This window comes from Candidatus Aquarickettsia rohweri (assembly GCF_003953955.1).
Taxonomy (GTDB): domain Bacteria; phylum Pseudomonadota; class Alphaproteobacteria; order Rickettsiales; family Midichloriaceae; genus Aquirickettsia; species Aquirickettsia rohweri.
On the sequence record NZ_RXFM01000002.1, the window covers coordinates 16,906 to 32,621 of the forward strand.

Annotated in this window: 16 protein-coding genes and 1 other RNA gene; 2 read left to right on the forward strand and 15 right to left on the reverse strand. The window is 25.6% G+C overall.

What is annotated here, in order from left to right; all coding sequences use genetic code 11:
- Positions 1–202: 202 nt before the first annotated feature.
- The 15 genes from EIC27_RS00230 to secF all read right to left on the reverse strand — a co-directional run bounded on the left by EIC27_RS00230 (position 203) and on the right by secF (position 13,420).
- The gene (locus EIC27_RS00230; RefSeq protein ID WP_126044161.1) at positions 203–508 is read right to left on the reverse strand and encodes a hypothetical protein; all 306 of its coding nucleotides are present in this window, start codon (positions 506–508) and stop codon (positions 203–205) included.
- Between the two features lie 68 nt (positions 509–576).
- Positions 577–1,440 carry a lysophospholipid acyltransferase family protein gene (locus tag EIC27_RS00235; protein WP_126044162.1) on the reverse strand — a complete coding sequence of 288 codons (864 nt, stop codon included), beginning with the start codon at positions 1,438–1,440 and terminating at the stop codon, positions 577–579.
- A 2-nt stretch (positions 1,441–1,442) separates the two neighbouring features.
- Entirely contained in the window at positions 1,443–1,814 is a 372-nt protein-coding gene (locus EIC27_RS00240) for an HIT domain-containing protein (RefSeq protein WP_126044163.1), read from the reverse strand.
- 20 nt (positions 1,815–1,834) lie between these two features.
- Positions 1,835–2,162, reverse strand: a transfer-messenger RNA (tmRNA) gene (ssrA, locus tag EIC27_RS00245).
- A gap of 55 nt (positions 2,163–2,217) precedes the next feature.
- Positions 2,218–3,042 carry a hypothetical protein gene (locus EIC27_RS00250; RefSeq protein WP_126044164.1) on the reverse strand — a complete coding sequence of 275 codons (825 nt, stop codon included), beginning with the start codon at positions 3,040–3,042 and terminating at the stop codon, positions 2,218–2,220.
- 3 nt (positions 3,043–3,045) lie between these two features.
- Positions 3,046–3,468: a biopolymer transporter ExbD gene (locus tag EIC27_RS00255; protein WP_126044165.1), complete on the reverse strand. Its 423-nt coding sequence runs from the start codon at positions 3,466–3,468 to the stop codon at positions 3,046–3,048.
- Between the two features lie 16 nt (positions 3,469–3,484).
- On the reverse strand, positions 3,485–4,204 hold the full coding sequence (locus EIC27_RS00260; protein ID WP_126044166.1) for a MotA/TolQ/ExbB proton channel family protein: 720 nt from the start codon (positions 4,202–4,204) through the stop codon (positions 3,485–3,487).
- Positions 4,205–4,212: 8 nt separating this feature from the next.
- Positions 4,213–5,070, reverse strand: coding sequence for a ParB/RepB/Spo0J family partition protein (locus EIC27_RS00265; RefSeq protein ID WP_126044167.1), 858 nt, complete (start codon positions 5,068–5,070; stop codon positions 4,213–4,215).
- 1 nt (position 5,071) lies between these two features.
- On the reverse strand, positions 5,072–5,857 hold the full coding sequence (locus EIC27_RS00270; RefSeq protein ID WP_126044168.1) for a ParA family protein: 786 nt from the start codon (positions 5,855–5,857) through the stop codon (positions 5,072–5,074).
- Complete coding sequence (gene mnmG, locus EIC27_RS00275) at positions 5,850–7,637, reverse strand: tRNA uridine-5-carboxymethylaminomethyl(34) synthesis enzyme MnmG (RefSeq protein WP_126044169.1); 1,788 nt, start codon at positions 7,635–7,637, stop codon at positions 5,850–5,852. The genes EIC27_RS00270 and mnmG overlap by 8 nt, the downstream gene beginning before the upstream one ends.
- Before the next feature lie 38 nt (positions 7,638–7,675).
- On the reverse strand, positions 7,676–9,055 hold the full coding sequence (gene mnmE, locus EIC27_RS00280) for a tRNA uridine-5-carboxymethylaminomethyl(34) synthesis GTPase MnmE (protein WP_126044170.1): 1,380 nt from the start codon (positions 9,053–9,055) through the stop codon (positions 7,676–7,678).
- The gene (gene trmB, locus EIC27_RS00285; protein WP_126044171.1) at positions 9,045–9,698 is read right to left on the reverse strand and encodes a tRNA (guanine(46)-N(7))-methyltransferase TrmB; all 654 of its coding nucleotides are present in this window, start codon (positions 9,696–9,698) and stop codon (positions 9,045–9,047) included. Before trmB ends, mnmE begins: the two co-directional genes overlap by 11 nt.
- Positions 9,691–11,139, reverse strand: a complete 1,449-nt coding sequence (locus EIC27_RS00290; RefSeq protein WP_126044172.1) for an amino acid permease — start codon at positions 11,137–11,139, stop codon at positions 9,691–9,693. The genes trmB and EIC27_RS00290 overlap by 8 nt, the downstream gene beginning before the upstream one ends.
- Positions 11,108–12,550 (reverse strand): amino acid permease, encoded by a 1,443-nt coding sequence (locus EIC27_RS00295; protein ID WP_126044173.1) that lies wholly within the window; start codon positions 12,548–12,550, stop codon positions 11,108–11,110. Before EIC27_RS00295 ends, EIC27_RS00290 begins: the two co-directional genes overlap by 32 nt.
- Positions 12,551–12,562: 12 nt before the next feature.
- Positions 12,563–13,420: a protein translocase subunit SecF gene (secF, locus tag EIC27_RS00300; RefSeq protein ID WP_126044174.1), complete on the reverse strand. Its 858-nt coding sequence runs from the start codon at positions 13,418–13,420 to the stop codon at positions 12,563–12,565.
- Positions 13,421–13,630: 210 nt separating this feature from the next.
- Here secF and EIC27_RS00305 point away from each other — a divergent pair, with 210 nt between their 5' ends.
- The gene (locus EIC27_RS00305) at positions 13,631–15,499 is read left to right on the forward strand and encodes an Rne/Rng family ribonuclease (protein WP_126044175.1); all 1,869 of its coding nucleotides are present in this window, start codon (positions 13,631–13,633) and stop codon (positions 15,497–15,499) included.
- Between the two features lies 1 nt (position 15,500).
- The coding region (locus EIC27_RS07340) for a hypothetical protein (protein ID WP_153183751.1) at positions 15,501–15,716 on the forward strand (216 nt) is incomplete at its 3' end.

Consider the following 15,716-nt stretch of genomic DNA (forward strand, 5'->3'; position numbering starts at 1 on the left):
ACTTATTATATATATCCTTTTCAAAGGGATTGACGTTATTATCAAGAAGTATTTTTATAGTATTTAATAAGTTTTTGCCTAAAGATGGATAATGAAAATCAACTACTCTTCTTATAATATTTTGCCCTAATTTATTTTTTAAATGTAGGTCGCACTTATGTTTTATTAGAAATTTTAATACTATATTATTTCCTATTTCAGCTTATCCAAATGCAGCATTTGATCCTTCTACTGATTTTACATTAATATCTGGTTTATAATTGTATATCCAAAATTTCATTAAATTAAATGCTTTTACTAAATAATGGATGGGTGCTCTTCCATATAGATCTTTACCATTAATATTTCCTCCAAAATTTTTTAAAAGAAAATTATCTCCAAATTCTTTTATTATAAAATTAAATATGTTTTCATCTTCGAATTCTGAAATAAATAGAAAAATGTTACAATGATAAATTTGAGCCTTTCGTTTTAAATCGTTATATTTAAATTTATTTATAGTATCCATATTTAGTAAATAAATTATTTATATATACTATAAGTTGTAAACTAAAAATTTTTTAAAACAAGTATTTTTTATTTTTTCCACCTGTTGTGAAACCAAAACCATTGTTCAGGGTGTTGCTTAATCCACTTTTCTAGTATTTGATTAATTTTTCTCATTATAGTATGTTTTGTGTCTGAGGTGTTAATGTCTAATGGTTTACAAAACGTAGCTTTATATTTAACTTCTCCTACTTTTACTATATATGCTGCAATTATAGGTATATTGTACTTTAATGCTATATTAGCCGGAAGTGCAGTAGTCATAGCATTTTTATTAAAAAATTTAACATTAATCCCATCACTAATTTTTTGATCAATCATTATTCCCACAATTTCATTATTATTAATTGCTTTCAGAATCATTTTAACGCCAAATATACCTTTTGGAATCAAATTTATATTATTTTCACTACGTATTTTGTTTATTAATTTATTTATGTAAGGGTTATTAGATGGTCTATATACAAGGTTAAGCTTTGTATCATATTCCTTTGCTATTCTTCCTATAAGTTCCCAATTACCTATGTGTCCTGACACTATTATTGCTTTTGATCTAGGGAAATATTTTTTATTAATTATACTAACTCTGCTAAAAAATACAGTCTTATTCATTGAGTTCCAATGAGGTAGCTCTCCAATTATAGATCCAAAATGTTTCCAAGTATTCTTTATGATTCTCTCTCTACAATTTAAAGTTGTATCAGGCAGGCACATTTTAATGTTTTGTTTTGCCAGAGTATTTTCTTTAAAAAATTTACTTAATAATATTACTAAATTGCCAGCTACTTTAGATGCTAATTCTATTTTTAATATTCTAAAAATATAATAAAAAAAATAGACTATAAATGCTTCAATTAAATATAGAATCCTTTTTATATGATAATGGAGTTTCATTATTATGTATGAAATTTATCACCTGATATTATTGGTCCTAATAATTTACCACCGAGTATATGTACATGAAAATGTTCTACAGTTTGCATTCCGTGATTTCCATGATTTGTTATTAATCTATAGCCTGAATCAACGATTTTCTGATTATTAGTTATATTTTGTATTGATTTAAAATATGATGTAATATGTTCTTGAGGTGCATTTAAAATAAAATCATTGAAAGATTTAAATTTTCCTTTTGGAATAGCAAGTAAGTGAACAGGTGCTGAGGGTTTTATGTCATGAAAGATTAAAGTGTAATTGTCTTCATAAATTTTATTGCATGGTATTTCACTTCTTAAAATCTTAGCAAAAATATTGTTTTCATCGTACATAATTTAAAAGGTAATATATTTGTTGGGATTTTCTGTTGCCCGGTAATCCCAAACCGCGCTAATTGAAAATAAGGCCTATGCAGCTAGTGCGAAAGCATTATTATTGTTAGCAGGTACAAACTTTTTGTTTGCAATTATAATATGATCATTTACAGGAATCACCCTGAGTAAAACTACTTCTTTGAATGCTTGTCGAAGCTAATTTCGTCCCCATTTAGCTTATAATTAAATTTGGTGGAGACGTCGGGTACCGCCCCCGAGTCCAATACATCTATTATAAGTAGACTTTATTACTATAGCTATATTAGCATTTAAATTGTATCACTTAAAAATTTCAATGAAAACAAATAATTATATCATAGTGATAATAAAATAAACCAAAGTAGAGTGAAAATTATTAAGATTAAGGTGTAAAATTAATAGTTATAGCTTTATTTGCATATTTTTTACAGCTTTCAGGATCTAAATTTAATGGAGAGCTCTTATGAGTTGCGTTTAAACAACTTTCTAAGCATACTTTATATTGGGAGCCAGAGTTAATATTAATAGGTTCTCTATGTGTAATATTACAATTATAATCAATCCATAAAGTAATGGTAATTTTCATTTCTGCCGTACAAGGTGTTTTTATCCAATGTTCACTAATTTGTTCTTTAATTATTAATTGTTCTTCTTTACTTAAATCAGCAGGAACATCACTTATTTCAAAGTTTTTGTTAGATGTAGTTAATTTTGAAAAAATATCTTCTTTGAAAATATCATTTTTTCTATTTTTTTGAGTAGATTTTTTAATATTTTTAGGTACTGACTTTTTTGCATCTTTAATGGGTTTTGATTTAACTTTCTTTGGTTTTTTAATAGGTTTTTCAATATTTTTAATTGGCAGATCTTTTTTAGGTGGAGATTCTTTATTATTATTTTCTTTTATATTTATTTCATTTTTAGGTTTTGTTAAACTTTGAACAGAGGGTTTAGAAGCCTCTTTCTTTTCATTATCTTTTATAATGATTTTCTTTTTTATATCTTCAGTAATTTTAGTAGCTTTATTTTTTAAGATTTCTTTATTTTGTTGATTTTTCTTTGGTTTATTTGAAATTTTAGAACTAATTTTAACAGAAAATTTTTTATAAGTTATTTTTTTATCTTTTTGCCAAAAACTTAAGTTACTTATCAATATAAAAATAATAATTGAATGAAGAAATAAGGATAAAAAAAAATTTTTATACATTAATTAATCGTGTTCTTCGGTTACTAAAGTTACATTATCAATGGAAGCTTGTTTTAAGATGCTAAAAACACCAAGTATATTTCCATAATTAACATCTTTATCACCATAAATCATAACATTAACATTAGGTTCTTCATTTATTATAGATTGCACTTTTTTGACTAATTCACTTTTTTTAACCATCATTTCTTGTATATAGATATTTGAGTGCTTATCTATTGTAATATTTAGATGATTTGATTTTGGGGTAAAACTTTCTTGAGAATTTGGTAAATCTACATCTATTCCATTTTTAATAATATGAGAAGTTAACATAAAAATTATCAGTAATACGAGCATAACATCTACAAATGGAGTAACATTGATTTCTGATTTTATTTTATTTTTATATTTACGAGATATATGATTTAAAAAATACTTTTGCATAAAATACACATATTTATTATATATCAATATTATTGATGAGTTTTATGAAAGAATGACGAAATTCAGTATTTAATTTATCTAAATTATTATAAAATTTATTATTAAATACTAATGCAGGTATTGCTACAATTAAGCCCATTGCTGTAGCTAATAATGCTTCAGCAATGCCTGGTGCTACAGCAGATATGCTTGCGTTTTTGACAAAAGCAATAGATTGAAAGCTATTCATAATACCCCATACTGTACCTAATAAGCCTATAAAAGGTGCAGAGCTTGATATACTTCCTAAAACATAAAGCTTATTTTCAATTTTATTATTAATTTCAAATATTCTTAGCTCAATATCGTTTAAAAGGGCATCTTTATTAACTACATTATTTTTTTGCTTAGCTGAACATATTTTATTATAAATTATGATAATTATTTCTCCGAATATGTTTAACTTTTTTATTTTTGAAAAATGTTTTTCTTCTATATGATTAATTGAAAAATTACTGTCTAAAAGTAATTTATTAAATATTTTAAATTCTTTAATAACAGATTTTAATAATGTGAATTTTTCAATTGCTATTGACCAAGAGTAAATTGACATTAGCACTAATATCAACATTATTATTTGTACGAAGAAATCTGCTTGTAATAACATATCCATAATTGATAATGATTTTGAATTTGATTGATTGGCAATATCAATTATAGTAGATTCACTAAATTTTTTAACGGGAATTTTTTCCATAACTTAATTCAAATTGTTAATTTATTTTGGCAAAGTAATGTTACTAAATAATCGAATTCATCCATATTATTAAATTTGATAACAATACTATTTTGTTTGTCACTTATATTAATTTTTGTATTAAGGTTTAATGCTTTTTGAATTTTTCTTTCTAAATTGATAAGCTCTGCATCTTTAACCTTCTTAGTAATTTTAAAGTTTTTCCTATTTTTTAAAATTTTTTCTGTTTCTCGGACGTTTAAATTATATTTTTGAATAATTTTAATTAAATCATCAGGATTTTTATGATTTAATAATAATCTTGCATGACTAGCTGATAATTTGTTTTCATATATTAGTTTTTGGAATTTTTCTGGTAAATTGAGCAACCTTACTAAATTAGCTATATAACTTCTACTTTTTCCAATTTTAATAGCTAAATTTTCTTGAGTATAGCCTTTTTCATCTAATAATATTTTATAAATATTGGCTTCTTCTAGTGGATTTAGATTTTCTCTTTGTATATTTTCTATTAATGAAATTTCTACATTTTGTTTATCTATAGTATTTTTAATTATTGCAGGTATAAATTTTAAGTTTACTATTTTGGCAGCTCTCCATCTTCTTTCTCCAGCAATAATTTGATAATTATCTTCTGAATTTTTTTTAACTAAAATTGGTTGTAATATACCATATAATTTTATTGAATTTGATAATTCTATTATTTCTTCATTATTAAAGCTTTTTCTTGGTTGAGAGTTATTTGCAATAATTTTATCTATAGGTATATTAACTGTTAAACTAGATTGATTGTTTATAAAATCTAATTTGTTTGGTATTAATGATGATAATCCTTTGCCTAAGGCTTTAAATTCATTTTCTGTCATATTATTTTTGTTTATTTAATATTTCTTGAGCTAACAATATATATGAAATTGAACCAGAGCACTTGCTATCATAAAGCATTACAGGTTTGCCATGAGATGTTGCTTCTGATAATTTTATATTCCTAGGAATAATTTGTTCATATACTAAGTCACCAAAATTTTGTCTTACATCCTTAACAATTTCTTTACAAAGCTTGTTTCTTCTATCATACATAGTTAATAAAATTCCTTCTATAGTTAATTTTGAATTTAAGCCTGATTTAATATAATTAAATATATTAATTATATTTACAATTCCTTCAAGTGCAAAAAATTCGCATTGTAGAGGAATTAAAATAGAATCAGATACTGTTAATGCATTTATAGTTAATAAACTTAATGATGGAGCGCAATCAATAAGAATATAGTCATAATTTAGTATGTCATCTACATAGTCAAGTTTTTTCTTTAGAAAAAATTCTTTATTTTTTAATGTAGATGCTTCAGAATCAAATGCTGATAAATTTGGTTCAGAGGATATAATATCTAGATTATCTATTAAAGTATTTTTTATTACATTATTTATGCTGATATTACTAGTTAAAAAATTATAAACAGTACTATCATTTTTATTAGATGGATTGATACCCATTCCTGTAGTTAAATTACTTTGAGGATCAAGATCAATTAGTAAAATTTTTTTTTCGTATACGCTAAGTGCTGCTCCTAAATTAATTGTTGTTGTTGTTTTGCCAACCCCGCCTTTTTGATTGATTATGGATATTATTTTACATTTATTATCAAACATCTTGTGGCTTTTTTAGATAAATTATAATAGCAATTAATGCTGATGGCATCATTCCTTGAATTCTTTTTATGTCAGCTATTGTCTGAGGCGATGTGTTTTTTAATTTAGTTCTTATTTCGTTAGAAAGGCCTTTTATTTCGTCAAAATTTAGTATTTTAGGTATGATTACCTCTTTATCTTTTTTTAAAATTTCAATATCCTTAAGTAATCTTTTTTCATAATTTTTATACAAATTTTCAGCATAAATTTTTATTAAAATTCTATTATCTGTTTTAGCAATTTCTGAAAAATAACTTTTTATTTGATGAATATAATCGTCTGTATTTTTAAAATTCCAAATAAATTGCTTAGATTTAATTAAATCTTCAGTCTTGTTTTTTTCTGTACAAATATCTTGATAATTTTTTAATTTTTTAGCACTTATAAGTCCATATTTTTTACCTATTTCTGTTAATCTTTCAGTGGCATTATCATTTCTAAGTTTTATTCTATATTCTGCGCGTGAAGTCATCATTCTATATGGTTCTTCAGTTCCAAAATTAGTTAAATCATTGATCATCACTCCTATGTAGGAATCACTACGCGATAAAATTAATTGTTTCGAATTTAATTTTAGTGCTGCATTTGCTCCTGCGATAACTCCCTGTCCAGCAGCTTCTTCATAACCTGTAGTGCCGTTTATTTGTCCTGCAAAAAAAAGATTGCTTATTTTTTTAGTTTCTAAAGTTTCTTTTAATTCTCTTGGATCTATAAAATCATATTCAATAGCATATCCCCACCTTGTAATTTTAGCATTTTCTAATCCGTAGATAGATCTAACAAACTTTTCTTGTACATTTTTTGGTAAAGAAGTTGATATACCATTTGGATAAACTAAATCACTTTCAAGTCCTTCAGGTTCCAAAAAAATCTGATGACGTTCTTTATCTTTAAATCTCATAATTTTATCTTCAATTGATGGACAGTATCTAGGTCCATTTGAAGAAATTTTTCCAGAATAAATAGCTGATTTATGAAGATTATCAAGTAAAATTTGATGAGTTTTTTTATTAGTATATGTTATGTAGCAAGATATTTGCTTCTGTAATGTATTTTGAGATAAATCTGAAAATAAATATGGATTTGTATCTCCTAGTTGTTCTTCTAAAATCTTCCAATTAATAGAGTTTTTATTTATTCTAGGAGGGGTTCCTGTTTTTAATCTACCAACCTTAAATTTATAATCTTTTAATTTTTTAGCTAATGTTGTAATGGATTTTTCTCCATATCGACCCCCTGAATAATTTTGTTCGCCAATATATATTTTTCCATTTAAAAATGTTCCTGATGTTATAACTACAGAATTTGAATAAATCTTTACTTTATCGCAAATTACACCTATAACTTTATTATTATCTATAATAATATCATCAACTGTATTGTATAATATATTTAAGTTAGGATAATTTTCTATAATTTTTTCTATATTCAGCTTGAAGAGATCTCTATCTGCTTGAGCTCTTAAGCCCCATACTGCTGGGCCTTTGCTTCTGTTGAGCATTTTAAAATGTATGCCTGATCTATCAATTGCTTTGCTCATTATTCCATCTAATGCATCAATTTCTCTTACAATTATACCCTTTGCTACTCCACCAATTGATGGATTGCATGATAATTGTCCTAAGTCATTTTTTGATTTAGTTATTAGACATGTTTTAGCTCCAATTCTACATGATGCAGCAGCGGCCTCAATTCCAGCATGCCCTCCACCAATAATAATTACATCATAATCTTTTTTCATAATCTTTAATATGTTTCACGTGAAACAATCTATTTATATCATTTTCCTATACAAAAACTACTAAAAATTTTATTAAATATTTCTTCTGAATTAATTTCACCCAATATAGCTCCTAATTCTTTTGCTGCATATCTTATTTCTTCAGATTTAATTTCCAAATTAACTGCTTTTAAAGCTTTATTTAAATAAGCTGCAGATTTTTCAAGTTTTTCTTGATGTCGAATATTTGTAATTAAATTTGTACCAGATAAAGAAATAAAATGATTTAATATTTTTATTATAGTATTTGAAATTAATTTATGGAATTTATTATTTATAAGTGAAATATAAAGTATATCTTCATATTTTACAAAAATTTTGTTAAGTTTTTTCTTAAATATATCTCTTTTATTAGAATTGATATCTAACAAATCATTTTTGTTAATTAATATTAGTATTTTTGTATCAAAGCTTACTAATTGTTCTATTGTATAAAATATATTCAGATCATGTAAATTATTTGCATCAAGCATAATAATTAAAATATCTGCATTTTTTATTATTTTTTTGCCTTTTTTTATGCCAATATTTTCAATCTTATCTGAAGTTTCGCGTATGCCTGCTATATCATGTAAAATTACTGGTATTCCAGATATTTCAATTTTGGTTTTTACTACATCTCTTGTAGTTCCTTGTATATCTGAAATAATTGATGTATCTGCTTTAGATAAAAAATTCATTAAAGTTGATTTTCCAACATTTGTTTGGCCAGCTATGCAAATATTAATACCAGTCATTAATTTATTAGAAAATTTAAAATGTTGCATACTTACATTAAATTCATTTATTAGCTTTTTTATCTGATCATTTAATTTCTTAATTTCCATATTATTTAAAAGGTCATCAGGAAAATCAATGTAAGCTTCAGAAATAGCAAGCAAGTTAATTAAATTATTGCGCCATGATAAATAACATTGCTCCAGCTCTCCATTATAATTTCTTATAGCAATTTTTCGTTGAAATTCTGATTCAGCGTTGATTAATTCTATAAGTGATTCAGCTTTATTTAAAGATATTTTATTATTTTCAAGTGCAGTTCTAGTGAATTCTCCATTTTGTGCAATGCGCAAAAAATTAAAAGAACTAAGTTCATTAAAAATAGAGTTAATAATAGCCATTCCTCCATGAGTTTGTAATTCTAATGTTTCTTCTCCAGTATAACTATTATTTTTAGAAAAATAAATTACAATAATTTCATCAATAATTTCTAAATTTTTATTATATATTTTGCCCAGGGTTGCGACTCTTTCTTTGGGGTGTTTTTTAAAATTTAAATGTTGTAAAGTTTTTAGTGCATTTGGTCCAGAAATTTTTATAATCGCTATTCCAGATTTTCCATAAGGAGTAGATAATGCATAAATAGTGTCTTTATAGGGCATGATTATCTGTGTTATGGGTAAGTGCAAAGCTAAAAATAGTATTTAAATTTTTTAACGCCTTAGATTCATATTTTGTTCTGAAAAAACTTGTATTAGAAATTTTCATTTTTTTTATTGTTAAACAATTGCTTTGTAAGACATCATATAATATGTTTTCTGCATAATTTAAATGATCAGTGATTATAAATAAATTTGAAGAAAATTTTGTTGCTATAAATTTCAAAAAATTTGTGTTTATTAATCGCCTTTTAAAATGTTTCTTTTTTGGCCAAGGATCTGGGAATAATATATATATATTATTAAATAACTCATTAGGAATTTTATTTAATAGATCGCGTGCATCATCATTGAAAATATAAATATTATCTACGTTATTTTTTTCAATTTTGCTAAGTAATTGTGCAATTCCAGGGTTATAAACTTCACTGCCTATATATATATTATCTTTATCTCGTTTTGCTCTATAAAAAATAAATTCACCTGATCCAAATCCAATTTCTAAATTTAATAATTGGTTTGTGTTTAACATATATTCTATATGATTTTGAAATGAAAGTTTGCAAAGTGATTGATAAAATTTATTATCAGTTATGATTTTATTTCTTCGTGATCTATAGGATATATATTCAAATTCTTTATTCATGTTTTTTTAAAAAATATATTACTGCTAAAATTATTAAAATAATAATAGCATTTAAATAAATTTGAATAGGGTATGAGTATATTATATATAAAGATAATATAATAGCAATAATAGGAGGTATAGGCATTAAAGGACAATAAAATCCTCTTATTAATTTTGATTTAGTATATCTCATTATTATAGTTGCTAAACAAATTGATATTACTGTTATAATAATAAAAAAACTACTTAACTTAACTACATTGTGCAGATTAGTTGTTGCTGCAAGTATAGCCATGGAAAGTCCAATTATGATTGTTATAATATGTGGTATTTGATTTTTTGAATGAATTTTAGTAAAAATATTTGGCAATAATTTATCCTCAGACATGCTTAAAAGAATTCTTGTAACTGTATATTGGCTAACAATTATCACAGAGCTTAAGCCAGCAAGTGCTCCAAATTTTACTATATAATTAAGCCAAGGTAATCCTATATTATTAACGGCTAATGCTAATGCCTGTGGAGCATTTAATTGCTTATATGATATCAATCCTGTCATTACTGCAGAAGTTACTATATATATAATTGTAACCAGGATTATTGTAATAATTATACCTAAAGGTATATTCTTTCTGGGATTTTTTACTTCTTGAGCTGAAGTGCATATAGAATCAAAGCCATTGAATGCTAAAAATACCATAGAAACCCCAGCAATTATTCCAGAATAACCATATTTTCCAAATTTTCCTTGATTCTCAGGAATATAAGGTATCCAGTTATTGATATCTATGTAAAATATTCCTATAGATACAAAGCAAAGCAGTACTGATAATTTTATAATAACTGATATAGTAGTAATAATTGAGGATAATGATATACCCCTATAAAGAATGAATGCTGATATTAGAGAAATTGCAAATGCTGGTAAATCTAGATAAGAATAAAAATGTTTATTATCTAGCATATATTTTGTTCCTGTTGGAGATGTGAATTTTTGTGAAATATTGAAATTAAAGGTATTAAGAATATCTATAAAATAACCAGACCATCCTACTGCTACAGAAACTGCTCCTAAAAAATATCCAATAGCCGATATAGAGCCAATAATCCAAGCAGGAAACCTTCCAAAAGTAACATATATATATGAATAAGAGCTTCCAGAGGTTTTTAACATTGAAGCAAATTCAGCATAACATAAGCCTGCACATATGCAGACAACACCACTTAAAGCAAAAGATAATGTAATGGCTGGCCCAGCATGCATGCTAGCTGCAATACCAGTTAAAACAAATATACCGGCTCCAACTATTACACCTATACCTAATGATACTATTTGTAATAAAGATAAACTTTTTTTTAATTTATTATTCTGTAATACTTTTAAATTTATTTGTTTAACAGATTTTTTTTTAAAAAGGCTTTTAAAATTATTTTTTAAAATTGCTTTTTTGTTTTCCATAAAATAAATAGTAAATTGTACATATTATTAGACAAATTAGTGCATATTTTACAGTTATTAAAGGGTACGTTAGTAAAATTTGCCCAGTTAATATTATCGCTAATATAGGCACCCAAGGTACTAATGGACATTTGAAATTTCTTTTTAAATTCGGTTGAGTATATCTTAAAAGTATTGTGCTAAAACATATTATGATAATAGTCAATAATATAAAAAAAGTGCTTAATTTTACAAGTTCTTCTAATTTTACAGTTGCGCTAATTAATCCCATTAAAAGCCCTACTATTGTTGTAGCAATATAAGGGGTATGAAATTTTTTGTGAATCTTTTTTAAGAAGTTTGGCAATAACCCATCTTGTGTTATTGAGTATATCATTCGCACTATTGCATATTGATGAACTAATATTACTGATGTTATAGCAGCTACAGCGCTTAACTTAACAAATACTGAGAATACAGGCATATTCATCTGTGTTGTTGCAATTGCAAAGGGTTGTGATGTATTTAAATTTTTGTAACTTACAACTCCTGTTAAAACTGCGCTTACTAAAATATATGTTAAAGTAGCTACAATAATTCCTCCAACAATCCCTATTGGTAAATTTTTTTGAGGATTTTTTGCTTCTTGTGCAGCAGTACAAACAGAATCAAATCCATTAAAAGATAAAAAAACAATAGAAACCCCGGTAATTATTCCTGATATTCCGTATTCTCCAAAATTACCAGTATTTTTTGGTATAAAAGGAGTCCAATTACTTAAATCTATTTTAGTTGCTCCTATGATAATAAAAAGGAGTAATATTGCCATTTTAATAAATACTATTATTCCATTTACAACAGAAGATCCTTTTGTGCCTCTTACTAAAATAAACATAGTTATAACAGAAATAATAAAAGCTGGAGCATTAAAAAGTGCTTTTTGAATTTTTCCATTTATGTCAGTATATTCGTATCCAGTTATATTGGTAAATTTCACGGGTAAATAAATGTCATAATGTTCCAATAGCCCTATAAAATAGCTTGACCATCCATTAGCTACAGATGCTACTGATAAAAAATAAGCAAGTATGGATGAACAACCTATTAGCCAAGCTGGCAATTCGCCAAGTGTGGCATAAGCATAAGTATAAGAACTTCCTGAGACTGGTATCATTGAAGCAAATTCAGCATAACATAAGCCTGCACATATACAGACAAAACCACTCAAAGCAAAAGATAATGTAATAGCTGGGCCAGCATGATGAAATGCTGCTGATCCAGTTAGTACAAATACACCGCCACCTATAATTGCTCCAATTCCTAATAATATTAATTGTATTGGGCCTAGACTTCTTATTAGTCCTTTAGAAGCGTTAGCTTCTTTTTTTAAGCTCCCAAAAGATTTTTTTCTAAATAGTTCTTTAAAATTCATTTTACAGTAAAATTATTTTCTAGTAATGAAAGGCAATATATTAGCTGATATGAATATAGAGGAATAAGTGCCAAATGCAATACCAAATGTAAGTACTGCACTAAAACTCTCTAAACTTTCTCCACCAAAGCACCATAATGCAAGGCAAGTTGCAAATGTAGTTAAAAAAGTCATTATAGTTCTTGATAAAGTTTCATTAATACTTTTATTAATTATAGTTGGTGTAAAATCAGTAGTATTACTAGTAGATAAATTTTCCCTTATTCTATCGTAAATTACTACGCTATCATTTACTGAATATCCTATAATTGTTAGTATTGCTGCTATTGAAGTTAAGTTAAACTCATATCTTGTGAAAATAAAAAAACCAATTGCAGCTGTTAAATCATGAATTAAAGCTAGTATAGCGCCTATGCTAAATTTCCAATTAAATCGTAATAAAATATATATCATTACAACTAATAATGAGCAAATAAATGCATAAATTGCTTTTTTAACTAAATCATTAGAAATTTTTGGTCCCACAAAATCAACTTTAGTAAATAATGCATCTTTATCTAATTCTATTATCTCAGATTTTATTTTATCTGCAGTTTTAACATTAATGTTATTATCATTAATATTTTGCAATCTAATCACTAAATTTTGTCCAGATTTTTGAATAACTAATTGGTTATATTTTTCTATTAAAAGATTTTTTAATTTGTAAGGAATTTTTGAAGATACTTCTATTATAAGCCCACCCTTAAAATCTATTCCTAAATTTAAGCCTGCATATATATAGCCAATAATAGTAGCAATAGTAAAAATAATGCTAAATAAAAAACCATAATTCTTATAAGAATAAAAATCTATAAATTTTAAATTCATGTTATTTAAACTATCATTTTTTTTTATTTCAATTATAATCTATACGAATAAAATTATGCAGACTTTAAAAGAATGCAAAAATATAAACGCTAACCACAAATCAGGTAAAAACTATATAATAGTCTTTTAAATGTCAAATTATGATTTGAATTAATTTTATATAAAAGTAATCAGTTGTAACGAATTAAAAAATTATAAGGAGAAGAATAAATGTTAAAAAAAATATTAATTGATGCGTTTTATCCAGAAGAAACTAAGTTTATTTTGATAGGTGCTGATGGTAAGCTTGAAGAATTTTATTACCAAAATTTTAATACTAAGCTAATTAAAGGGAATATATACTTAGGTAAAGTTAGTAGGATAGAGCCATCTTTACAGGCAGCTTTTATCGACTATGGGAATGATAAAAAAGGATTTTTATCTTTTGAAATGATTCATCCAAAGTATTATCAAATACCAGTAGGAGATAAGGAACAATTATTAAATAAAATCAAAGAGAATAAATCTAATTATAATGAAGATGATTCTGCTAGTGCTTCTGAATATCCAAATAAATTTGTTAGTGAATTATATGATAATTATAAAATACAAGAAGTAATAAAAAAAGATCAAATAATACTAGTTCAAGTTGAAAAAGAAGAAAGAGGTAATAAAGGAGCTTTTTTAACTACTTATATTTCATTATCTGGGAGGTACTGTGTTTTTTCACCTAATTCATTTAAAAACAATATAGGTATTTCTAGAAAATTAGATGATGAGGAAGAAAGAGAGAGGTTAAAAAAAATATCTAGTGAGTTATTAGAAAATTATAGTGAGTCAAGTCTAATTCTTAGAACTGCATCTGCTCACAGAACTAAAGTAGAAATTAAGAGGGATTTTGAGTATTTAATTAATATTTGGGAAAAGATAAAGAATTCAGCTGTTTCATCTTTTGCTCCATCTCTTGTTTATGAAGAAGGTGATATATTAATTAATAATATAAAAGAGCATTATACAAGCGAAGTGGAAAAAATAATTGTTTCAGGTAATAAAGCTTATAAAAAAGTTTCTGATTTTTTAAAGATTTTTATTCCTAAAAATATTCAGAAATTAGAAGAATATTCTAATAAAGTACCTATATTACATAAGTATAAGGTAGAAGAACAATTAAGTAATCTTTATTCGAATGTTGTAAAATTAAAATCAGGGGGATATTTAGTAATTAATGCAACAGAAGCGATGATTTCTATTGATGTTAATTCTGGAACTTACACAGAAGAGTATAGTATAGAAAATACTGCTTTGAATATTAACCTAGAAGCAGCAGTAGAAATAGCTAAACAAGTTAGATTTAGAGGGTTATCAGGCTTAATTGTGGTAGACTTTATTGATATGCTTGAATTGCAAAATAAAAAATTAGTTGAAAGGGAGTTTAAAAAAGCATTTTGGAATGATAAAGTGAAAGTCCAGATTGGTAGAATTAGTGAATTTGGTCTATTAGAGATGTCTAGGCAAAGAGTTGGGAAAAGCTTTATAGAGGCAAATTCAAAGATTTGTCCAACTTGTTTAGGGAAAGGTAGGATAACGTTAAATAGTTCAATTGCTACTCTGTTAATAGGTAAGCTTACATTTTTGCTTTCAAGGAAAAAAGCCAAAGTAGTAAGTATAATAGCTGCTAGCGATATTATAACTTATCTAATGAATAACTTTAAAAATGAATTAAGTTTTTTAGAAAATTCTTATAATATTCAAATTCATTTAAGTATTGATGATATAATTTCTCCTGAAAACTATAAAATTATATTTCATCAAACTTCTAACATAGCTACTGTAAAGAATCGTAGATACAATAGACCTGAAAGTTTTTTACTAAATGATTTAGATAATATTGGAAATAAAGAAATTTTTAATAATTTTGAAGAGGATATTGTTGAACATGATGGCAACATTAATGATATAAAAATGCAATCAAAAAGGCCGCTAAAAACAAATTTTAGAAAAAGGAAAAAAAATAGGAATAATGGTATGAAAAATACAAATAAACAAAATAACGATAACTCGTCTATTTTTAAGAAAATTTGGACGAAGGTAACATCTTAAAGTGAAAAAAGAATTAGAAAATAAGTACGATAGTAGTTGGTATCTTTTTAATAGGTTATTCAAAAATTACATAAGGCCACTAAGAAAAAGATTATCATTAGCCTTATTATGCATGTTGGTTTCAGCATCTGCGGCAACTTTCCTTGCATGGGTTGTTCAGCCAGCTTTGGATTATGTTATTGTAGGTAAAAATTCTACAATGCATTATTTGATACCT